The sequence below is a fragment of the Sphingomonas sp. Sph1(2015) genome, assembly GCF_001970915.1.
Classification (GTDB): domain Bacteria; phylum Pseudomonadota; class Alphaproteobacteria; order Sphingomonadales; family Sphingomonadaceae; genus Sphingomonas; species Sphingomonas parapaucimobilis.
In genome coordinates this window covers 53,903-74,809 of sequence record NZ_MQUI01000001.1, presented here as the reverse complement: position 1 = coordinate 74,809, position 20,907 = coordinate 53,903, and the positions used below count along the sequence as shown (strand labels likewise).

The following is a 20,907-nucleotide window of genomic DNA, read 5'->3' as shown; positions in this document are numbered from 1 at the left end:
CCTCCAAAAAACGGTATGTCCGATCAGGTCCCAAGACGCGCGGCGGTGCGCAGCCGGATCAGTCCCTCCTGCGCGACGCTGGCGACCAGGCGGCCATCGGCGGCGAAGATGCGACCCCGGTTGAACCCGCGGGCATGGCCCGCCCAGGGGCTGTCGGTCGTGTAGAGCAGCCATTCGTCGGCCCGGAACGGTTCGTGCAGCCACAGCGCATGGTCCAGGCTGGCGGTCTGCATGTCGTGGATCAGCCAGTTGATCCCGTGCGGTAGCGTCGAGGTGCCGAGCAGCGCGAAATCGCTGGCATAGGCCAGGATCGCCCGGTGCAGCGCGGGATCGTCGCCGATGGGCGCGACCAGCCGGAACCAGATCGCCTGGGCAGGATCGCGCGGTTCGGGGGCGAGCAACTGGCGGGGGTCGACCGTGCGCAACTCGATCGGGCGCGGCCGTTCCAGAAAGGCGCGGATGGGGGCGGGCACCTGTTCGCCCAGACTGTCGAGCAATTCCCGTTCCGAGGGCAGGGTCTCCGGCGCGGGAACGTCGGGCATCGCATCCTGGTGGTGCATCCCGTCCTCTGGCGTCTGGAACGAGCAGGCGAGGTTCAGGATCGGCTTGCCCTTCTGCATCGCGATCACGCGGCGCGTCGCGAAGCTGCGCCCCTCGAAATCGCGTTCCACCCGGTAGGTGATCGGGAAGCGCTCATCGCCCGGCCGCATGAAATAGGCGTGGAGCGAGTGTGCCACCTTGGGGGCCTCGGTCGATCGCTGCGCCGCCTGGAGCGCCTGGGCGATCACCTGCCCGCCGAAGACGCGGCCCTCGCCGCCGGGGCGCCGGGCGCCGCGATACAGGTCGGTGTCGATCTCCTCGACATCGAGCAGTGCGACCAGGCCCTGGGCCAGCTGTTCAGGGGAGAAACGGGGGCGGGGGGTACGATCCATGCCCGAAGTGATGCTGCACGTTGACGTAAACGTCAACAGTTACCCGCCCCGCAGTCTCACCGGAAAAGGCTTTTACGCCATAGGGGTGCCCGCTACACAGAATATTGACGATCTGGCTGGGAGAAGGCGATGGACGGTTTGAACGAAGATGGCACCTCGGAGCGTGCCGAGCTGCACTTCCTGGCGGCGCTGACCGAGGAACTGATGCGTCACCTGATGGAGGCCGGGGTGCTCAGCCGCACACAGCTCCAGTCGATCGAAAATGCGGTGGCCGAGCGGACCGGCGGTATCCCCCGCGCCTGGTAAGGCGGCGTCTTCTCCGACATGACATAAACGTCATGCAAACGCGGCGTTAGCGGCTTTCCTGCGTCCGGAAAGCCGCTAACGTGGCTGTCATGAGTGACGCGCAAGACGAGCTGGTCGACAAGGCCTTTCCCGCCGGTGATTCGATCCTGGGAACGCCATTGGGCATGAGGCCGCGCGATGCGGTGCGGATCGCCATGCGCCGCGACCGGCTGCTGGCCGGACTGACCCTGACGGCGGGGGCGGGGTTCATTCTCGCCTTGCCCTTCGCGTTGCGGGAGGGGGCGGAATTCTTCCTGCCGCTGACGACGGCGCTGGTCATTGCGATCGCGTTGGTCCCGATCCTCGAATGGCTGGAGCGGCAACGCGTGCCCTCGGCACTGGCGGCGCTGATGTGCGTCCTGTTGTTCCTGATCGTCGCCAATATCGCGCTGGCCGCGATCATCGTGCCCGCGACCGACTTCTTCCGTCTGTTGCCCAGCCGGATCGGGCGCATCCAGGCCAATCTGGCACCGCTGCTGGATCTGTATTCCAGCCTCGATCGCTATGTGAACAAGGCGCTGCGGCAGGTCGCCTCCACCCCGATCCGCCAGCCGCAGACTGCCGCCGTCTCGCCCCCCAGCTCGATCCTGGAGCTGGCTGCGACCTCGGCGCCGGGGCTGATCGTCCAGTTCCTGTTCGGCGTCCTCGTCGTGTTCTTCGTGCTGTCGGGCTGGACCCGGATGCGGCGCGAGACGATTCGGGGGCGGACCAGCTTCGACGGCGCGATGGCGACCGCTCGGGTCATCCAGGAGGTGGTGGACGACGTCTCGGCCTATCTGGGCACCATCACCATCATCAACCTCGCGCTGGGCGGCGCGGTGGCGGGGGCGTTGTCGCTGTTCGGCATGCCCTATCCGTTGATGTGGGGCGGTATCGTCGCGCTGCTGAACTACATCCCCTATTTCGGGCCGGTGATCGGCGCGATGCTGCTGGCCGTCGGCGGGCTGATGACGTTCGGCGACATCTGGGTGGCGCTGGCACCGCCCGCGATCATGTACGGGATGCACCTGATCGAAGCGAACCTGATCACCCCGCTGATCGTCGGGCACCGCCTGACCATCAGCCCGGTGCTGATCCTGGTCTCGCTGAGCTTCTGGGGATGGGTCTGGGGCACGGTGGGCGCGCTGCTGGCCGTGCCGCTGCTCATCATCCTGCAAACCGTCCTGAAGGCGGCCGGGAAGCCCGACATCGCGGGCTTCCTGTTCGAGCACGGAACCCTCACGCATCTCGACCGCGAAACCGACCCGGAGGACGTTCCGCAAGAAAAATGAAATGATGCGTTGACAGGTCCGGAACGCTCGCCTAGTTGGCGCGCCTCGACGCTTTCAGCGGGTGTAGCTCAGTTGGTTAGAGCGCCGGCCTGTCACGCCGGAGGTCGCGGGTTCGAGCCCCGTCACTCGCGCCACTCTCCTTGCGAGAATGGCTGAAAATGTCGAAATCCCCACATGGGGCCAATGCCGATCCTGATTGGCATTACATGGCTTTCAAGCGGGTGTAGCTCAGTTGGTTAGAGCGCCGGCCTGTCACGCCGGAGGTCGCGGGTTCGAGCCCCGTCACTCGCGCCATCCTTCGGGATGGCGCTTTTGTTTTCGGTATCGCTGGTCTTGGTCCGGGTGCGGCCCGCCATTGTCCCGGATGCCGATAGCTTCCCGAAAAACCCCACGCCCAAATCCCACCCTCCGTTCAGCCTGAGCGAAGTCGAAGGCCACGCTTAAAGGCGCGCCAAGGGCTTTTGACTTTCGGCGAGCGTGGGGCGTGCACTTCGACTTCGCTCAGTGCGAACGGAGGTTGGGGGTGCGGCTAGACGGGCCAAGGTATCCCACTCTCCACTCAGCCTGAGCGAAGTCGAAGGCCACGTCCCTCCATCTGCCTCAGCGCCCACCCTCCATCCAGCGCAGAAGCGGCTTCATCGGCGTGATCCAAGCGATCCCCGCCACGACATAGAAACCCAGCTGCAACACCCAATGCCATTGCCCGACCACGCCGGACAGGCTGGTGACCAGCATGGCCCAAACGATGATGATCGCCACGATCAGCAGCATTCCGGCGGGTTTGCGCCAACTAGGGGTCATGGGACGATCCATTCCGATTCGGTAGCGATGGCGTGAAGCGGCACGTCCCAGCTGTCGGGCACCAGTTCCTCGGCCTCTTGCATGCTCCAGGCGATGCCGACACGCCAGGCATCGGGGTTGGCCGCGAAGGCCCGGTCATAATGGCCTGCGCCCTGTCCCAGCCGATTTCCGCGCCGGTCGAAGCCGACTAGCGGCGTCAGGATGATGTCGGGGCGGCATTCGGGCGAGTCCGGCGAAGGCTGATGCAGTCCGAAGGCGCCGACATTCAGATCCTCACCATCCGCCCATGTCAGGAACCGGATCGGGCTGGCACGGTCGGTGACATGGGGCAGGGCGATCGTCGCACCGGCATGAAGCGCCGCCTCGACCCACAAGGCCGGGTCCGCCTCTGCGCCGAGCGGGCGATAGGCGGCGATCACCCGATGGGGGAGCAGGCGGTCCAGAAAGGGCCGCGCCACCGGCAGCAGGCCGGGGCCATGCGCGTCGCGAACCGCCCGCATCCGGGCGCGCAGGGCACGCTTGTCGATCATGACGCGCGGAGATGATCGGGGGAGGGGCGGGTGGCGGGACCGCCATGGCCGTTTGCCGTAATATCCACTGACGCCCAATACGTCAGGTGGGGACCATGTACGTCGGACCAGGATCCGGGCAGGGACAGCCCCCTTGGATGAAGAATAGCCTCAGGGATTATCGTGGCTCGTACCGGGCAGAGCCCGCCGCCGACCCATGTAGGCGAGGACTCCGCGTTACTCAAGGGTAGCCTTCTTCATCCAGCGCATCGGCCAGCCCCTCCAGCCGCTCGGCGATGCGGGCCAGCGCCGCCTCGCTGACCGCGGCCCCTGCGGGCGGACGGCGTTCGGCCTCTTCCAGCGCATCGGCCAGCATCAGTGCGACGAACAGCAGTGCCCGTTCGCCATTATGTCCGCCCGAGGCCCGCAGCGCCGCCGACCAGCGCTGGTCGAGCATTTGGCCCAGCATACGGACGCGCGCTTCGCCGCCCTCCTGGCAATAGACGGTGTGGGGGCGGTCGCCGACCTGGATCGTCACCTCGGCCATCAGGCGGCACTCCCCCGGCTGATGACATCGTCGAGCGCGGTCACCGCCTCGGCCATGCGCGCCTTCAGCGCGGCGTGACGGCGGGCAAGCGCATCTTCCTTGGCGGCGCGGTTTCGGATCGCCCCTTCGATGCGGGCGATGGCGCGGTCGATCCGTTCGACGGAGGAAAGGACGTCGTCGGCAATAGGTTCGGGCATGAAACGGGCTTAGCAGGCTGGTTTCATGCGGCAACCCGGAATTGGACGATCGGGCGCGCTCGGGCGGTTGACAGACACTCGCGCGGCTCCGAAAGGCGTGGCGCGAACGGTGGAATCGTTGGAACGATCTCCATCCAACCGGGGGCGGTGCCGTCCATGGCACGGCCCGAAAAAGACAGGAGCTTGCTGGCATGACGGTCAAGGTTGCAATCAACGGTTTCGGCCGCATCGGTCGCCTGGTGGCGCGCGCGATCCTCGAGCGCGGCGAGGGCGCGCTGGAACTCGTCGCGATCAACGACCTGGCCGACGCCAAGTCCAACGCCTGGCTGTTCAGCCGCGACAGCATCCATGGCCGCTATCCGGGCGAAGTGTCGGCCGAGGGCAATGACATCGTGATCGACGGCAAGCGCATCCGCGTCACCGCCGAGCGGGACCCGGCGAACCTGCCGCACAAGGAGCTGGGCGTCGACCTGGTCCTGGAGTGCACCGGCTTCTTCACCGACAAGGCGTCGTGCGAAAAGCACATCGCCGCAGGTGCCAAGAAGGTGCTAATCTCGGCGCCGGGCAAGAATGTCGACCTGACCGTCGTGTACGGCGTCAACCATGACAAGCTGACCGCCGACCACACGATCGTGTCGAACGCGTCGTGCACCACCAACTGCCTGGCGCCGGTCGCCAAGGTGCTGAACGACGCCATCGGCATCGAGCGCGGCCTGATGACCACGGTCCACGCCTATACCAACGACCAGAAGATCCTCGACCAGATCCACCCCGACCTGCGCCGTGCCCGCGCCGCCGCCATGTCGATGATCCCGACCACCACCGGCGCCGCCCGTGCGGTGGGCGAGGTTCTGCCCGAGCTGAAGGGCAAGCTGGACGGCTCGGCCATCCGCGTGCCGACGCCGGACGTCAGCCTGGTCGACCTGACCTTCACCCCTGCGCGCGACACGACCAAAGAAGAGGTCAACGCGATCCTGAAGGCGGCGTCGGAGAGCGAGGCGCTGAAGGGCGTCCTCGTCTACACCGACGAGCCGCTGGTCTCGATCGACCTGATGCACTCGCCGCAGTCCTCGACCGTCGACAGCCTGGAGACGGCGGTGATCGACGGCAAGCTGGTGCGCGTCGTGTCCTGGTACGACAATGAGTGGGGCTTCTCGAACCGTATGGTCGACACCGCGACCGCGATGGCGAAGTTCCTCTGATGAACGACGGGCGGGTGATGACCGGGCGTCTGGCCGGCATCGCCCGCCATGCCGTGCCGAAGGGGCCGATGGCGGTGATCGACACCGCTGTCGTGACCCTGGAGGGCGGTATCGAAGGCGATGTGCGCGGGCGCGTAAAGCCTGGCGGTCGCGGACGGCGTCAGGTGACGCTGATCGAGCGCGCCGACTGGGACGCCGCGCTGGCCGAGATCGGCCGTGACATCCCCTGGCAGGAGCGCCGCGCGAACCTGCTGGTCGAGGATTTCGACCTTCCCCAGACACCGGGCACCCGGCTTCGTATCGGGACCGTCCTTCTGGAAATCACCATGGAATGCGATCCGTGCCACCGCATGGACGCGATCGCCGACGGATTGCGTGCGGCCCTGACCCCCGACTGGCGCGGCGGCGTATGCACCCGCGTGATTGAGGGCGGCACGATCCACATCGGCGATAACATCAGGATCGAGGAATCATGACCAAGGCTTTCAAGACGCTCGACGATATGGGCGACGTCCAGGGCAAGCGCGTGCTGGTCCGCGAGGATCTGAACGTGCCGATGGCCGATGGCCGCGTGACCGACGACACCCGCCTGCGCGCGACGATCGCGACCGTGACCGAACTGGCCGACAAGGGCGCGATCGTCCTGATCCTCGCCCATTTCGGCCGCCCCAAGGGGCAGCGTAACCCCGAATTCTCGCTGGCGATGCTGACCCAGCCGTACAGCGACGTGCTGGGCCGTCCGGTTCGTTTCATCGACGACGTTGCGGGCGAGGCAGCGGAGGCGGCGGTCGCGACGCTGAACCCCGGCGATATCGCGATCCTGGAAAACACCCGCTTCCATGCCGGTGAGGAAAAGAACGACGCCGAACTCGCGGCGCAGATCGCCAAGCTGGGCGACCTGTACGTCAACGACGCCTTCTCCGCCGCGCACCGCGCGCACGTCTCGACCGAAGGACTGGCCCGCCAGCTTCCGGCCTTTGCGGGCCGCGCGATGGAGGCCGAACTCGACGCACTGGAAAAGGCGCTGGGCAATCCTCAGCATCCGGTCGCGGCGGTCGTCGGCGGGGCCAAGGTTTCGACCAAGCTTGCCGTCCTCAAGCATCTGGTCGGCAAGGTCGATCACCTCATCATTGGCGGCGGCATGGCCAACACCTTCCTCGCCGCGCGCGGCGTCGATGTGGGCAAGTCGCTGTGCGAGCATGACCTGACCGGCACCGCCGAGGAGATCCTCGACGCCGCGGACAAGGCGGGCTGCACCGTCCACCTGCCCTATGACGTGGTGGTCGCCAAGGAGTTCAAGCCGAACCCCGAAACCCGCACCGTCAACGTCCATGAAGTCGCCGCCGACGAGATGATCCTCGACCTCGGCCCCAATGCCGTCGAGGCGCTGGGCGATGTGCTGAAGAACTGTCGGACGCTGGTCTGGAACGGCCCGCTCGGCGCCTTCGAGACGCCGCCCTTCGACATGGCGACCGTCGCGCTCGCCAAGACGGCGGCGGCGCTGACCCAGGACGGCAGCCTCGTCTCGGTGGCGGGCGGTGGCGACACGGTCGCCGCGCTGAACCAGGCGGGCGTGGGTACGCAGTTCACCTTCGTCTCGACCGCAGGCGGCGCGTTCCTGGAATGGATGGAAGGGCAGGACCTGCCCGGCGTCGCCGCGCTGACCGCCTGACGACCGAGCCGTTCGGCGTGACAATCACCCCGTCGCCTTTCCGGGCGGCGGGGTTTTTTCTTGGGTATCGCAATTGGTCAGACAACCGCTTGATCCGCCGCTCAGGACTTGCTAGGTTAAACGCGTTAAACGAAGGAAGTGGCAATGCTCGGCGTCCGCCTCGATACCGAATTGGAAGAGCGGCTGGCGGCCGTCGCGCGCACGCAGGGGCGCAGCAAGAGCGATATCGCCCGTGAAGCCGTGCGCCGCTATGTCGACCTGCACGATGAAGCCTATCGCCGCGAGGCGCGCCGCCAGTCGACCCGCGCGTCGAAGCGTGACACGCCGGAAGACTTCGCCTTCTGGAATAGCTTGGCCAAGGAGGGCGACGCATGAAGATCGCTCATGCCGCGATCGTGCTGGCGACGACGGGAGAGGGGGGCGACCATCGCCCGTTCCTGGTCGTCCAGTCGGACCTCTACAACGAGACCCACAACACCATCACCGTCTGCCCGATGACCTCGGTCGTCGGCGGCGAGGCGCTGTTCCGCGTCGCCTTTTCCCCGCGCGAGCATACCGGCCTGACCGTCGAGTGCGAAGTGCAGGTGGACAAGATCCTGTCCATCCCCCGCAATCATATCGTCAAAGTCATCGGCCATGCCTCGCCCACCCGGATGGAGCAGGTCGATCAGGCGCTGCGCCGCTGGTTGATGCTCTGAGCCCTATCTGCCCCAATACCAATCTGGAGAGACATGATGACCCCGACCGTGAAGGCCATTCTCGACAAGTACGAAGGCACGCCCGCCGCGGTGAAGGCCAACCTCGCCCGCATCCTGATGCAGGGCAAGCTGGGCGGCACGGGCAAGGTCATCATCCTGCCGGTCGACCAGGGTTTCGAGCATGGCCCGGCGCGCAGCTTCGCGATCAACCCGCCCGCCTATGACCCGCATTACCATTTCCAGCTGGCGATCGACGCCGGGCTGTCGGCCTATGCCGCGCCGCTGGGCATGCTGGAAGCGGGGGCGGACACCTTCGCGGGCCAGATCCCGACCATCCTGAAGATCAACAGCTCGAACAGCTGGGCGACCTCGATCACCCAGGCGGTGACGGGCAGCGTGCAGGACGCGGTGCGGCTGGGCTGCGCGGCGATCGGCTTCACCATCTATCCGGGCTCGGACGGCATTTTCGACGCGATGGACCAGATCGCGATCCTGTCGGCCGAAGCGCGCGAGGCGGGCCTCGCCACCGTCATCTGGAGCTATCCGCGCGGCGGCAAGCTGACCAAGGACGGCGAACTGGCGCTCGACGTCGGCGCCTATGCCGCGCACATGGCGGCGCTGCTCGGCGCGCACATCATCAAGGTGAAGCTGCCCAGCGACCATATCGAACAGGCCGAGGCCAAGAAGGCCTATGAGGGCACCGACTGGTCCAACCAGGCCGATCGCGTGCGGCATGTGGTGCAGTCGAGCTTTGCGGGTCGTCGCATCGTCGTCTTCTCGGGTGGCGCTGCCAAGGGTGCGGACGCCGTCTATCAGGACGCGCGCGACATTCGCGACGGTGGCGGCAACGGCTCGATCATCGGCCGCAACACCTTCCAGCGTCCGCGCGACGAGGCGCTGGCGATGCTCGACAAGCTGATCGCGATCTACAAGAACGAAGAATAAGTTCTTGCTAGGGTTGGGCGTTCCGGTTGGGGAACCGGGACGCCCATTCCTTATCCGCTCGCCACAGGTGACGGATGCCGCGTCAGGCGCTAGGGGGGGGGCATGACGCTTGATGACGATCCCCTCGGCCCGCTCGACCCCAATTTCGCCGCGGCCTTCACCCGCGATGTGCGGCGCCCGCCCTGCCAGCTCTATCTGATCTCGCCGCTCGACGTGACCGGCGGTTTCGCCGACCGTCTCGCGCGCGCGCTCGATGCCGGGCCGGTCGCGGCCTTCCAGTATCGCGTGAAGGACATGGACCAGCACGCCGCGGCCAAGCTGGCCGAGCCGCTCCAGCGTATCTGCGCCGACCGCGAGGTCGCCTTCATCGTCAATGACAGCATCAGCCTGGCCAAGCGGCTCGGCGCGGACGGCGTGCATCTGGGGCAGGAGGATGGCGACGCCCGCGAGGCGCGCGACGTGCTCGGCCCGACGGTGCAGATCGGCGTGACCTGCCACGACAGCCGCCACCTGGCGATGGAAGCGGGCGAGGCGGGCGCGGATTATGTCGCCTTCGGTGCCTTTTATCCGACGACGACCAAGGAAGCCAAGCATCAGGCCGAGCCGGTGGTGCTCTCCTGGTGGTCGGCGCTGTTCGAACTGCCTTGCGTCGCCATCGGCGGCATCACGCCCGCCAATGCCGCGCCGCTGGTCAAGGCGGGGGCGGATTTCCTGGCGGTATCGGGTGCGGTCTGGAACGGCGACGAAGCGGCGGTGGTGAAGGCGTTCGCCGAGGTGCTGAAGTCGTAAGGCGCCCAAACGGCGCTCGACCCCGGCCTTTTTCCGGGGGCGGTACGCGGTCGGCTTTCCCATCCGTTGCGCTTCGGAAACAAGTGTTACCCGTCGCGTTTCATCCATGATGGGCGGTCGGACGGGAAGGATGGGGGCATGAAGCGCACCGGGGGCAGGGGACCATTGTCGCGGTTCGGCTGGGTGATGCTCGGCCTGATCGTCGTGACGGTCGGTGCCTTTCTATCGATGCTGTCCTTCGGGCCGGGTGACGTCGTCGTGCCCGAGGCCGCGGCCCCGGTGAAGCAGGCGGCGGCGGGAAGTTCGGCCTCGCTCGCCATGCCGATCGTGCATTATCCGGTTTCCTCGCTCCGCCATGACTGGGGCGATCCGCGCGAGGGCGGCAAGCGCAAGCATCAGGGGCTGGACCTGATGGCGCCCGCCGGAACGCCGGTGGTCGCCGCCCTGTCCGGCACGGTCGAAAAGCTGTTCGACAGCGACCGTGGCGGCCATACCCTTTACATCCGTTCACCCGACCGTCGCTGGATGCTCTATTATGCGCATCTCAAGGGCTATGCGCCGGGCCTGACCGAGGGGCAGCAGGTCCGTCAGGGGCAGGTCGTCGGCTATGTCGGGGACAGCGGCAATGCGGGGGCGGGCAACACGCATCTGCATTTCGCGGTCAACTGGATGCGCGCCGGGGATGGCTGGTATCAGGGCGAGCCGGTCGACCCCTATCCGCTGCTTGCCGGAAAGACCGCTTCGAGCTAAAGCGGCCGACACAGGAGGCCGGACCGCGTTTTTCGCGCCGGTGTCCTTCGCTCTTTCCAGCAGGTTGAAGACCCATGAAGATCAGCGGCGTGGACATTCGTCCCGGCAACATCATCGAGTATGAAGGCGGCATCTGGCGCGCCGTGAAGATTCAGCACACCCAGCCCGGCAAGGGCGGTGCGTATATGCAGGTCGAGATGAAGAACCTCATCGACGGCCGCAAGACGAACGTCCGCTTCCGCTCCGCCGAGACGGTCGAGCGCGTCCGTCTGGACACCAAGGACTTCCAGTTCCTGTTCGCCGAGGGTGACGACCTGACCTTCATGGACAAGGAAACCTATGAGCAGATCACGCTGCCGCGCGACCTGCTGGGCGATGCCGCGGCCTTCCTGCAGGACGGCATGGACGTCGTGATGGAACTGCACGAGGAGCGTCCGATCTCGGTCCAGCTTCCCGACACGATCGAAGCCACCATCGTCGAGGCCGACGCGGTAGTGAAGGGGCAGACCGCCTCGTCCTCGTACAAGCCCGCCATCCTCGACAATGGCGTCCGTGTGATGGTGCCGCCGCATATCGCGAGCGGCGTGCGCATCGTCGTCGACGTGTACGAACAGACCTACGTCCGCCGCGCGGACTAATCGGTATCGGCGGATGACCGGCGCGATCTAAGCGCGATCCCGTCATCCGCCGTCCCGGCCCGTCGTTCGCGGCGGGCCTTTTCAATTCTGAGCGCCCTGAGTTGCAGCGGCGCGATCGAAAGGACGATCATGGCCTCGCACTCCGGGCTTCTCACCATCATGGAACGCGCCGCGCGCAAGGCCGCCCCGCGTCTGCGCCGCGACTTCAACGAGGTCCAGCACCTTCAGGTCAGCCGCAAGGGTCCTGCCGACTTCGTGTCGATGGCCGACAAGCGCGCCGAGGAAACCGTCTTCGAGGAACTGAAGAAGGCGCGTCCCGACTGGAACTTCCTGATGGAGGAGGGCGGCGAGATCAAGGGCGATCCGTCCAAGCCGCGCTTCATCATCGATCCGCTCGACGGCACCTCGAACTTCCTGCACGGCATCCCGCACTTCGCCATCTCGATCGCGGTCGAGGAGCCGCTGGCGAACGGCAAGCGCGAGGTGACGACCGGCCTGATCTATCAGCCGCTGACAGACGAGAGCTTCTGGGCCGAAAAGGGCCGGGGTGCCTGGCTGCAGGACGGCCGCCTGCGCGTGTCGTCGCGCCGCGACTTGTCCGAGGCGCTGATCGCGACCGGCATCCCCTTCCTGGGTCATGGCGATTTCGTCCAGTGGAGCCGCATTTTCGGTGCGATCGCGCCGCAGGTCGCCGGTATCCGCCGCTTCGGCTCGGCCGCGCTCGACCTCGCCTGGGTGGCGGCGGGCCGCTATGACGGCTTCTGGGAGTCGGGCCTGAAGCCTTGGGACGCGGCGGCGGGCATGTTGCTGGTCCGCGAGGCGGGTGGTTTCGTCAGCGACTTCCGGGGCAGCGACAAGTCGCTCGATCGCGGCGAGTATCTGGCGGCGAACGAGGGTCTGCATTCCAAGCTGCACAAGCTGCTGGCCAACGCGCTGCGTTAAGGCTTTGGTGGGATTTGGGTGCGATGGGCTTCGCCTCTTGCGCCCAACCCGTTGAGTTGCCATGTAAAAATGTGAGGATGGCGGCGGGTGGCGGCGTTCACTTGCGATTCATTCTCATGCCTTCGCTGGCTTGCTCCGGCCGACCCATCGGCCTAAAGCCATCCGCATCCAGTTCCGCACCTGCGAGAGAAAAACTTGGTCGATCTGTCGCAATATCTGCCGATCCTCCTGTTCCTGGGCGTTGCCCTGGTTCTGTCGACGGCCTTCGTGTTTCTGCCGATGCTCGTGGCGCGCCTGACCGGCGCCCATAAGCCCAACGAGCAGAAGCTGTCCGAATATGAATGCGGCTTCCCCGCGTTCGAAGACCCGCGCAGCCAGTTCGACGTGCGTTTCTACCTCGTCGCCATCCTGTTCATCATCTTCGATCTGGAAGCGGCGTTTCTGTACCCCTGGGCGGTCAGTGTCTTCAGCCTCGGCTGGACCGCCTGGTTTTCGATGATGATCTTCATCGGCGAGCTCGCGCTGGGTCTCGTCTATGCGTGGAAGAAGGGAGCGTTGGATTGGGAGTAAATCTTCACTCCGGTCCGGTTGAGTTCAAGCCGCAGGCCCATGGCGGACCCGTCCATGACGGCCAGGCCCTCGTCCAGCCCGATCAGGGCTTTTTCGACGGGCTGAACGGCGAGCTGACCGACAAGGGCTTCCTCGTCACCTCGACCGAGGAGCTGTTCCAATGGGCGCGCACCGGCTCGCTCTGGTGGATGACCTTCGGTCTTGCGTGCTGCGCCGTGGAGATGATCCACGTCAACATGCCGCGTTACGATCTTGAGCGTTTCGGCGCCGCGCCGCGTGCGTCGCCGCGCCAGTCGGACGTGATGATCGTGGCGGGCACGCTGTGCAATAAGATGGCCCCGGCGCTGCGTCGTGTGTACGACCAGATGTCGAACCCGAAATATGTCATCTCGATGGGCAGTTGCGCCAATGGCGGCGGCTATTATCATTACAGCTATTCGGTGGTGCGCGGCTGTGACCGGATCGTGCCGGTGGACATCTATGTCCCCGGCTGCCCGCCGACCGCGGAAGCGCTGCTCTATGGTGTGATGCAGTTGCAGCGGAAGATCCGCCGCGCCGGGAGCATCGAACGGTGAGGGCGCCTGCTCCCCGTTATGCCGCCAATGACGGCGTGATCGATGCGGCCCGCGCCGCGCTCGGCCCCTGGCTGCTCGACGCGCGCGAGCATGTCGGCGAGGTCGCGCTGGTCGTCGACCGTGCGAACCTGGTCCCGGCGATGATCGCGCTGCGCGATACCAAGGGGCTGGAATATCAGCAGCTGATGGAGATTGCGGGCGTCGACTATCCCGAGCGCGACGAGCGTTTCGAGGTGGTCTATTGCCTGCTGTCGCTGACCCGCAACCACCGCCTGCACGTCCATGTCTCGACCAACGAGGACAAGCCGGTGCCGTCGGTGACGGGCCTGTGGCCGGTCGCGGGCTGGCTGGAGCGTGAGGTCTATGACCTGTACGGCGTGCTGTTCTCGGGCAATAGCGACCTGCGTCGCATCCTGACCGATTACGGCTTCCGCGGCCACCCGCTGCGCAAGGACTTCCCGCTGACCGGCTATACCGAGCTGCGCTACTCGGAAGAGGAAAAGCGCGTCGTCTACGAGCCGGTTCAGCTGGCGCAGGACTTCCGCAATTTCGACTTCCAGAGCCCGTGGGAAGGCGCAGACTACGTGCTGCCGGGCGACGAGAAGGGCACGATGCCCAAGGCGGCAGAGGCCAAGACCACCGAGGCTCCGAAGCAGACGGGCGCGGGCCAGCCGCATCCGGGCAACAAGGCCGAGGACAAGCCCAAGGACCCGGACGTCGTGCCGGGCAAGGGCGGAGGACAGAATCAGTGAGCGACTACGTCGACGAACTGCTCCACAAGACGGACGATGCCGACCCGACCACGGGCGACGTGTCGATCCAGAACTATACGATCAACTTCGGCCCGCAGCATCCTGCGGCGCACGGGGTGCTGCGCCTCGTCATGGAGCTGGACGGCGAGATCGTCGAGCGGGTCGATCCGCATGTCGGCCTGCTGCATCGCGGCACCGAGAAGCTGATCGAATACAAGACCTATGCGCAGGCGCTGCCCTATTTCGATCGCCTCGACTATTGCTCGCCCATGTGCATGGAGCACAGCTATGTGCTGGCGGTCGAGAAGCTGCTCGACCTGGAAGTGCCGCTGCGCGCGCAATATCTGCGGACGTTCTTCGCCGAGCTGACGCGCATTTCGAACCACATGCTCAACATCGGCAGCCACGTCATGGACGTCGGCGCGATGACGCCGAACCTGTGGCTGTTCGAAATCCGCGAAGACTGCATGAACTTTTATGAGCGGGCCTCGGGCGCGCGCATGCACGCGAATTATTTCCGCGTCGGCGGCGTCCATCAGGACGTGCCGCTCAAGCTGCTGACCGATATCGCCGACTGGCTCGACACCCGCCTGCCGCGCCTGTTCGAGGACGCGATCAGCCTGGTGGCGAACAATCGCATCTTCAAGCAGCGCAACGTCGACATCGCGGTGGTGAACCGCGAGGACGCGATCAAGTGGGGCTTCTCCGGCCCGATGATCCGTGGCTCGGGCATTCCGTGGGACCTGCGCAAGTCGCAGCCTTACGACGCCTATGACAAGGTGGACTTCGACGTTCCGGTGGGCACCAGCGGCGACTGCTATGACCGGTTCATGGTGCGCGTCGAGGAAGTGCGCCAGTCGGCCCGGATCATGAAGCAGTGCCTGGCGCAGATGCCCGAAGGTCCGGTGATGGCCACCGACCGCAAGGTCGCGCCGCCCAAGCGCGCGGAGATGAAGCGCTCGATGGAAGCGCTGATCCACCACTTCAAGCTCTATACCGAAGGGTATCACGTCCCCGCCGGTGAGGTGTATGTCGCGACCGAAAGCCCCAAGGGCGAATTCGGCGTGTATCTCGTCTCCGACGGTACGAACAAACCCTATCGCTGCAAGATCCGCCCGACCGCGTTCAGCCACCTCCAGGCCATGGAATTCATGTCCAAGGGCCACATGCTGGCGGATACGACCGCGATCCTCGGTGCGATGGACATCGTTTTTGGTGAATGTGACCGCTAATGGCTGACGCTCCCAACATCCCTGACGAGGCGGAAGTCCGCGCCCGCTGGGGCAATTTCGCCTGGACCGATGAGAACCAGAAGAAGGCGAACGAGATCCTCGCGCGCTATCCGAAGGGCCGCGAACAGTCCTGCTCGATCCCGTTCCTCGACCTGGCCCAGCGTCAGGTTGGGGCGGAGACCCAGACGCAAGGGTGGCTGCCGGTGCCGGTCATCGAGTTCGTCGCGCGCCAGCTGGGTGTCGCGTACATGCGCATCTATGAGGTCGCGACCTTTTACACGATGTTCAACCTCGCGCCGGTCGGCCGCTATCATGTGCAGGTGTGCGGCACGACGCCGTGCATGCTGCGCGGGTCGGACGATGTTCTGGCGGCTTGCAAGAACAAGGGCCTCATCAAGGGCAAGACCACGCCCGACGGCATGTTCACACTGACCGAGGTCGAGTGCATGGGCAATTGCGCGTCCGCGCCGATGGTCCAGATCAACGACGACAATTACGAAGATCTGGATTACGACCGCACGGTCGGCATTCTTGAGGCGCTGGCCCGTGGCGAGAGCCCGAAGACCGGCACGCAGGAGCCGGGTCGCCACACGGTCGAGCCGATCGGCGGTCCGACCACGCTGACCGCCATGGTCGGCGACAATCACGACTATCGCGGGGAGTGGGGCGCATAATGCTCGCTGACAAGGACCGCATTTTCACCAATCTCTACGGCTATCAGCCGTGGAACGTCGACGCGGCGATGAAGCGCGGCGATTGGGACAATACCAAGGCGCTGCTCGAGCTGGGCCAGGACAAGATCATCGACGTCATCAAGGCGTCGGGTCTGCGCGGGCGCGGCGGTGCGGGCTTCCCGACCGGCATGAAGTGGAGCTTCATGCCCAAGGAACCGCGTCCCGACCGGCCGAGCTTCCTGGTCATCAACGCCGACGAGTCCGAGCCGGGTTCGTGCAAGGACCGCGAGATCATCCGCCACGATCCGCACAAGCTGATCGAGGGCGCGCTGGTCGCGGGCTTCGCGATGCGCGCGCGGGCGGCGTACATCTACATCCGCGGCGAATATATCCGCGAGGCCGAGACGCTGTTCGCGGCGGTCGCCGAGGCCTATGACCGGGGCTTCTTGGGCAAGAATGCCTGTGGTTCGGGCTATGACTTCGACGTGTTCGTCCACCGCGGCGCGGGCGCGTATATCTGCGGCGAAGAGACCGCGATGATCGAGAGCCTGGAGGGCAAGAAGGGCCAGCCGCGCCTGAAGCCGCCTTTCCCGGCGGGGGCGGGCCTTTATGGCTGCCCGACGACGGTCAACAATGTCGAGTCGATCGCGGTTGCGCCGACGATCCTGCGGCGCGGCGCCGAGTGGTTCTCCTCCTTCGGGCGTGAGAACAACAAGGGCACCAAGCTCTTCCAGATTTCCGGCCATGTCGACCGCCCCTGCGTGGTCGAGGAAAGCATGTCGATCAGCTTCCGTGAGCTGATCGAGAAGCATTGCGGCGGTATCCGTGGCGGCTGGGACAATCTGCTGGCGGTGATCCCGGGCGGTTCGTCGGTGCCTTTGGTGCCCGCCGCCGAGATCATGGACGCGCCGATGGATTTCGACGGACTGAAGGCGGTCGGATCGGGCCTCGGCACGGCGGCCGTGATCGTCATGGACAAGTCGACCGACATCGTCCGCGCGATCAGCCGTCTGTCCTATTTCTACAAGCATGAGAGCTGCGGCCAATGCACGCCGTGCCGTGAGGGCACCGGCTGGATGTGGCGCGTGATGGAGCGGATGCGCACCGGCGATGCCGATGTGTCCGAGATCGACACGCTGTTCCAGGTGACGAAGCAGGTCGAAGGCCACACCATCTGCGCGCTCGGCGACGCGGCGGCCTGGCCGATCCAGGGCCTGATCCGCCACTTCCGCCCGGAGATGGAACGCCGCATTCGCGAACGCAAAGGCGAGACGGGCGGCAACGCCCCGATGATGGAAGCTGCCGAATAATGCCTAAGGTCAAAGTCGACGGCGTCGAGATCGAGGTGCCCCAAGGCGCCACCGTGCTCCAGGCCTGTGAGCTGGCGGGCAAGGAAATCCCGCGCTTCTGCTATCATGAGCGGCTGTCCATCGCGGGCAATTGCCGCATGTGCCTGGTCGAGGTGAAGCCTGGCCCCCCCAAGCCGCAGGCGTCGTGCGCGCTTCCGGCGGCGGACAATCAGGAAATCTTCACCACCACCCCGATGGTGAAGGCCGCGCGCGAAGGCGTGATGGAATTCCTGCTGATCAACCACCCGCTGGACTGCCCGATCTGCGATCAGGGCGGCGAGTGCGACCTGCAGGACCAGTCCATGGCCTATGGCAAGGGCCATAGCCGCTATGACGAGAACAAGCGGGCCGTCACCGAGAAATATATGGGTCCGATCGTCAAGACGGTCATGACCCGCTGCATCCAGTGCACCCGCTGCGTCCGCTTCGCCGAAGAGGTCGCGGGTGTGGAGGAGATCGGCGCGATCTATCGCGGCGAGAACATGCAGATCACGTCGTACCTCGAGCAGGCCGTGTCGAGCGAGCTGTCGGGCAATGTCGTCGACCTGTGCCCGGTGGGCGCGCTGACGTCCAAGCCCTATGCGTTCGAGGCGCGTCCCTGGGAACTGAAGAAGACGCTCGCCATCGACGTGATGGACGCGGTCGGCACCAACATCCGCCTCGACAGCCGGGGTCGTCAGGTGCTGCGCTGCGTGCCGCGCATCAACGACGAGGTGAACGAGGAGTGGGCGAGCGACAAGACGCGTCACGCGATCGACGGCCTGGTCCGTCGTCGTCTCGACCGTCCGTTCATCCGCCGCGACGGCAAGCTGGTGCCCGCGACCTGGGACGAGGCCTTCGCCGCGATCCGTGACGTGAACGCCGGTGCGAGCGTCGCCGCCATCGCCGGTGATCTGGTCGATTGCGAAACGATGTTCGCCGCCAAGGCACTGCTGGCCAAGATGGGCTCGTCGCTGCTCGAAGGTCGTCAGACCGGTATGGATTATGACGTGTCCAGCCTGGCCGCGGTCAACTTCAACACGACCATTGCGGGTGTCGAGAAGGCCGATGCGATCCTGCTGATCGGCACCAACCTGCGCTGGGAAGCGCCGCTGGTGAACACCCGTATCCGCAAGGCGATCAAGAAGGGCGCGAAGGTCTTCGCGATCGGCCCCGAGACCGACCTGACCTACAAGGTCGAGTGGCTGGGTGCCGACCTGTCGGTGCTAGGCAACCTGCCCGAGGCGGTGACCGAGCTGTTCGGCAAGGCCGCGCGCCCGATGGTCGTCGTCGGTGGCGGTGCGCTGAAGGGCGCGCATGGCGCGAGCCTGAAGCTGGTCGACCAGTTCAACCTGGTCCGCACGCTGGAGGATGGTTCGGCCTGGAACGGCTATAACGTCGTCCACATGGCGGCCGCGCGCATGGGCGGGCTGATGCTCGGCTATGCGCAGAAGGGCGGCATCGCCGACGTGGTTGCCGCCGCGCCGAAGCTGGCCTTCTTCCTGGGCGCGGACGAGGTGGACTTCGCCAAATTCTCGGGCAGCTTCAAGGTGTTCGTCGGCCATCATGGCGACAAGGGTGCGCATCACGCCGATGTCATCCTGCCGGGCGCGACCTATGCCGAGAAGTCGGGCACCTGGGTCAACCTCGAAGGCCGGGTGCAGCGCGGCGAGCGGGCGGTGTTCGCACCGGGCGACGCGCGCGACGACTGGACGATCTTCCGCGCGCTGTCGGAAGTGCTGGGTCAGACGCTGAACTTCGACACGCTGGAGGCTCTGCGCGCCGCGATGGCCGCCGAGGTTCCGGCGCTGGGCAAGCTCGACCTGGTGACCTTCGACTGGGCCGCGCCGTCGCTCGACGCGACCGCGACCGGCACGCTGGAGGGCTATCCGATCAAGGACTTCTACCTCACCAACGCGATCTGCCGCGCCAGCCCGACGATGCAGCGCTGCTCGGCCGAACTGGTCCATGGTGAAAGCTATGCGGAGGCAGCGGAGTGACCGCGTTTTTCAACACGACGCTTGGCCTTCCTTATGGCTGGGCCTGGACGATCGCGACGCTGGTCGGGATTCTGGCGATCGCGCTGCCGCTGATGCTGGCGGTCGCGATGGTCATTTACGTCGACCGCAAGATCTGGGCGGCGATGGCGCTGCGCCGGGGGCCGAACGTGGTCGGCCCCTTCGGTCTGCTCCAGTCCTTCGCGGATGGTCTGAAGGTCTTCCTTCAGGAGACCATCGTTCCGGCCGCCGCCAATCGCGGGCTGTTCCTGCTGGCGCCGATCATCACCTTCACGGTCGCGCTGATCGTCTGGGCGGTGGTGCCGTTCCAGCCGGGCGTGGTCGTCGCCGACATCAATGTCGGCCTGCTCTATGTTCTCGCCGCCTCGTCGCTGGGCGTATATGGCGTGATCCTGTCGGGCTGGGCGTCGAACTCGAAATATCCGTTCTACTCGGCGCTTCGTGCCGCCGCGCAGATGGTGTCCTATGAAGTGGCGATCGGCTTCATCCTGATTTCGGTCGTGATGTGGTCGGGCAGCTTCAACCTGACGAGCATCGTCGAGGCGCAGAAGGGCGTGCTGAACACGCCGATCAACGGCTTCTTCCTGAACCCGCTGCTGTTCCCGATGGCGATCATGTTCTTCATCTCAGCCCTGGCCGAGACGCAGCGTGCGCCGTTCGACCTGACCGAGGCGGAGTCGGAACTGGTCGCGGGTTACCAGACCGAATATAGCTCGATGTCATTCGCGCTGTTCTGGCTGGGCGAATATGCCAACGTCATCCTGATGTGCGCGCTGAACGCGATCCTGTTCTGGGGTGGCTATCTGCCGCCGCTCGACTGGGCGCCGCTTTATGCCGTGCCGGGTATCGTCTGGCTGCTGCTGAAGATGTGCTTCTTCTTTTTCGTCTTCTCCTGGGTGAAGGCGACCGTACCGCGCTATCGGTACGACCAGCTCATGCGGCTGGGCTGGAAGGTGTTCCTGCCGGTGTCGCTGTTCTGGGTGTTCTTGGTGTCTGGCGTGCTGATGGTTGCGCGCGTGGGAGTTCCGGCATGAGCGTCGCTCAGTACGTCAAGGCTTTTACGCTGTGGGAGTTCGTGAAGGGCCATGCGCTGACCCTTCGCTACTTCTTCAAGCCGAAGGCGACGATCAACTATCCGTTCGAGAAGAACCCCATCTCTCCGCGCTTCCGGGGCGAGCACGCGCTGCGTCGCTATCCCAATGGCGAGGAGCGGTGCATCGCGTGCAAGCTGTGCGAGGCGATCTGCCCCGCACAGGCGATCACGATCGAGGCGGAACCCCGTGACGACGGCAGCCGCCGCACGACACGCTATGACATCGACATGACCAAGTGCATCTATTGCGGGCTGTGCCAGGAGGCCTGCCCGGTCGATGCGATCGTCGAGGGGCCGAACTTCGAATTTTCGACCGAGACCCGCGAAGAGCTGATCTACGACAAGTCGAAGTTGCTCGATAACGGTGACCGCTGGGAAAGCGCGATCGCGGCGAACCTTGCCGCCGATGCGCCGTACCGTTAAAGCC

General features: G+C 65.6%; 26 protein-coding genes and 2 tRNA genes. 23 read left to right on the top strand and 5 right to left on the bottom strand.

Annotation, left to right across the window (positions count from 1 at the left end):
* Window positions 1-23: 23 nt before the first annotated feature.
* On the bottom strand, window positions 24-932 hold the full coding sequence (locus BSZ14_RS00390) for an acyl-CoA thioesterase (RefSeq protein ID WP_042483244.1): 909 nt from the start codon (window positions 930-932) through the stop codon (window positions 24-26).
* Between the two features lie 129 nt (window positions 933-1,061).
* Between BSZ14_RS00390 and BSZ14_RS19805 the strand changes: the two genes are divergently transcribed.
* From BSZ14_RS19805 to BSZ14_RS00375, 4 genes are all read left to right on the top strand, one after another.
* The gene (locus BSZ14_RS19805; protein WP_167334663.1) at window positions 1,062-1,238 is read left to right on the top strand and encodes a hypothetical protein; all 177 of its coding nucleotides are present in this window, start codon (window positions 1,062-1,064) and stop codon (window positions 1,236-1,238) included.
* Window positions 1,239-1,327: 89 nt separating this feature from the next.
* The gene (locus BSZ14_RS00385; protein ID WP_076709151.1) at window positions 1,328-2,548 is read left to right on the top strand and encodes an AI-2E family transporter; all 1,221 of its coding nucleotides are present in this window, start codon (window positions 1,328-1,330) and stop codon (window positions 2,546-2,548) included.
* Window positions 2,549-2,605: 57 nt separating this feature from the next.
* Window positions 2,606-2,682: transfer RNA gene (locus BSZ14_RS00380), tRNA-Asp, on the top strand.
* Between the two features lie 83 nt (window positions 2,683-2,765).
* Window positions 2,766-2,842: transfer RNA gene (locus tag BSZ14_RS00375), tRNA-Asp, on the top strand.
* Between the two features lie 306 nt (window positions 2,843-3,148).
* Here BSZ14_RS00375 and BSZ14_RS00370 read toward each other — a convergent pair.
* From BSZ14_RS00370 to BSZ14_RS00355, 4 genes are all read right to left on the bottom strand, one after another.
* Window positions 3,149-3,349 carry a DUF2842 domain-containing protein gene (locus BSZ14_RS00370; RefSeq protein WP_042483237.1) on the bottom strand — a complete coding sequence of 67 codons (201 nt, stop codon included), beginning with the start codon at window positions 3,347-3,349 and terminating at the stop codon, window positions 3,149-3,151.
* Window positions 3,346-3,879 (bottom strand): 5-formyltetrahydrofolate cyclo-ligase, encoded by a 534-nt coding sequence (locus tag BSZ14_RS00365; RefSeq protein ID WP_076709149.1) that lies wholly within the window; start codon window positions 3,877-3,879, stop codon window positions 3,346-3,348. Before BSZ14_RS00365 ends, BSZ14_RS00370 begins: the two co-directional genes overlap by 4 nt.
* Window positions 3,880-4,099: 220 nt before the next feature.
* Complete coding sequence (locus BSZ14_RS00360; RefSeq protein ID WP_042483232.1) at window positions 4,100-4,405, bottom strand: cell division protein ZapA; 306 nt, start codon at window positions 4,403-4,405, stop codon at window positions 4,100-4,102.
* The gene (locus BSZ14_RS00355; protein WP_042483229.1) at window positions 4,405-4,602 is read right to left on the bottom strand and encodes a hypothetical protein; all 198 of its coding nucleotides are present in this window, start codon (window positions 4,600-4,602) and stop codon (window positions 4,405-4,407) included. Before BSZ14_RS00355 ends, BSZ14_RS00360 begins: the two co-directional genes overlap by 1 nt.
* 191 nt (window positions 4,603-4,793) lie before the next feature.
* Here BSZ14_RS00355 and gap point away from each other — a divergent pair, with 191 nt between their 5' ends.
* From gap to nuoI, 19 genes are all read left to right on the top strand, one after another.
* Window positions 4,794-5,804, top strand: coding sequence for a type I glyceraldehyde-3-phosphate dehydrogenase (gap, locus tag BSZ14_RS00350; RefSeq protein ID WP_042483227.1), 1,011 nt, complete (start codon window positions 4,794-4,796; stop codon window positions 5,802-5,804).
* Window positions 5,804-6,280: an MOSC domain-containing protein gene (locus BSZ14_RS00345; protein ID WP_198930419.1), complete on the top strand. Its 477-nt coding sequence runs from the start codon at window positions 5,804-5,806 to the stop codon at window positions 6,278-6,280. Before gap ends, BSZ14_RS00345 begins: the two co-directional genes overlap by 1 nt.
* Entirely contained in the window at window positions 6,277-7,476 is a 1,200-nt protein-coding gene (locus BSZ14_RS00340; protein WP_076709147.1) for a phosphoglycerate kinase, read from the top strand. Before BSZ14_RS00345 ends, BSZ14_RS00340 begins: the two co-directional genes overlap by 4 nt.
* 144 nt (window positions 7,477-7,620) lie before the next feature.
* Window positions 7,621-7,851 carry a type II toxin-antitoxin system RelB family antitoxin gene (relB, locus tag BSZ14_RS00335; RefSeq protein ID WP_042483222.1) on the top strand — a complete coding sequence of 77 codons (231 nt, stop codon included), beginning with the start codon at window positions 7,621-7,623 and terminating at the stop codon, window positions 7,849-7,851.
* Window positions 7,848-8,174, top strand: coding sequence for a type II toxin-antitoxin system PemK/MazF family toxin (locus BSZ14_RS00330; protein WP_042483220.1), 327 nt, complete (start codon window positions 7,848-7,850; stop codon window positions 8,172-8,174). The genes relB and BSZ14_RS00330 overlap by 4 nt, the downstream gene beginning before the upstream one ends.
* Window positions 8,175-8,210: 36 nt before the next feature.
* Window positions 8,211-9,119 carry a class I fructose-bisphosphate aldolase gene (locus tag BSZ14_RS00325; protein WP_076709320.1) on the top strand — a complete coding sequence of 303 codons (909 nt, stop codon included), beginning with the start codon at window positions 8,211-8,213 and terminating at the stop codon, window positions 9,117-9,119.
* 102 nt (window positions 9,120-9,221) lie between these two features.
* The gene (gene thiE / locus BSZ14_RS00320) at window positions 9,222-9,908 is read left to right on the top strand and encodes a thiamine phosphate synthase (RefSeq protein ID WP_076709145.1); all 687 of its coding nucleotides are present in this window, start codon (window positions 9,222-9,224) and stop codon (window positions 9,906-9,908) included.
* Between the two features lie 138 nt (window positions 9,909-10,046).
* Window positions 10,047-10,658, top strand: coding sequence for a M23 family metallopeptidase (locus BSZ14_RS00315; protein ID WP_076709144.1), 612 nt, complete (start codon window positions 10,047-10,049; stop codon window positions 10,656-10,658).
* 74 nt (window positions 10,659-10,732) lie between these two features.
* Window positions 10,733-11,296 (top strand): elongation factor P, encoded by a 564-nt coding sequence (gene efp / locus BSZ14_RS00310; protein ID WP_042483212.1) that lies wholly within the window; start codon window positions 10,733-10,735, stop codon window positions 11,294-11,296.
* Between the two features lie 129 nt (window positions 11,297-11,425).
* Complete coding sequence (locus BSZ14_RS00305) at window positions 11,426-12,238, top strand: inositol monophosphatase family protein (RefSeq protein ID WP_007404243.1); 813 nt, start codon at window positions 11,426-11,428, stop codon at window positions 12,236-12,238.
* Window positions 12,239-12,433: 195 nt separating this feature from the next.
* Window positions 12,434-12,808 (top strand): NADH-quinone oxidoreductase subunit A, encoded by a 375-nt coding sequence (gene ndhC / locus BSZ14_RS00300; RefSeq protein ID WP_056438114.1) that lies wholly within the window; start codon window positions 12,434-12,436, stop codon window positions 12,806-12,808.
* Entirely contained in the window at window positions 12,799-13,383 is a 585-nt protein-coding gene (locus BSZ14_RS00295; RefSeq protein WP_042483206.1) for a NuoB/complex I 20 kDa subunit family protein, read from the top strand. Before ndhC ends, BSZ14_RS00295 begins: the two co-directional genes overlap by 10 nt.
* Window positions 13,380-14,135 (top strand): NADH-quinone oxidoreductase subunit C, encoded by a 756-nt coding sequence (locus BSZ14_RS00290; protein WP_076709141.1) that lies wholly within the window; start codon window positions 13,380-13,382, stop codon window positions 14,133-14,135. Before BSZ14_RS00295 ends, BSZ14_RS00290 begins: the two co-directional genes overlap by 4 nt.
* Entirely contained in the window at window positions 14,132-15,367 is a 1,236-nt protein-coding gene (locus BSZ14_RS00285; RefSeq protein ID WP_042483201.1) for an NADH-quinone oxidoreductase subunit D, read from the top strand. The genes BSZ14_RS00290 and BSZ14_RS00285 overlap by 4 nt, the downstream gene beginning before the upstream one ends.
* Window positions 15,367-16,041: a complex I 24 kDa subunit family protein gene (locus BSZ14_RS00280; RefSeq protein WP_042483198.1), complete on the top strand. Its 675-nt coding sequence runs from the start codon at window positions 15,367-15,369 to the stop codon at window positions 16,039-16,041. Before BSZ14_RS00285 ends, BSZ14_RS00280 begins: the two co-directional genes overlap by 1 nt.
* Window positions 16,041-17,351 (top strand): NADH-quinone oxidoreductase subunit NuoF, encoded by a 1,311-nt coding sequence (gene nuoF / locus BSZ14_RS00275; protein WP_042483195.1) that lies wholly within the window; start codon window positions 16,041-16,043, stop codon window positions 17,349-17,351. Before BSZ14_RS00280 ends, nuoF begins: the two co-directional genes overlap by 1 nt.
* Entirely contained in the window at window positions 17,351-19,369 is a 2,019-nt protein-coding gene (gene nuoG / locus BSZ14_RS00270) for an NADH-quinone oxidoreductase subunit NuoG (RefSeq protein WP_076709138.1), read from the top strand. The genes nuoF and nuoG overlap by 1 nt, the downstream gene beginning before the upstream one ends.
* Window positions 19,366-20,421, top strand: a complete 1,056-nt coding sequence (gene nuoH / locus BSZ14_RS00265; RefSeq protein WP_076709136.1) for an NADH-quinone oxidoreductase subunit NuoH — start codon at window positions 19,366-19,368, stop codon at window positions 20,419-20,421. The genes nuoG and nuoH overlap by 4 nt, the downstream gene beginning before the upstream one ends.
* Entirely contained in the window at window positions 20,418-20,903 is a 486-nt protein-coding gene (gene nuoI, locus BSZ14_RS00260) for an NADH-quinone oxidoreductase subunit NuoI (RefSeq protein WP_042483186.1), read from the top strand. The genes nuoH and nuoI overlap by 4 nt, the downstream gene beginning before the upstream one ends.
* The last annotated feature ends 4 nt before the right edge of the window (window positions 20,904-20,907 follow it).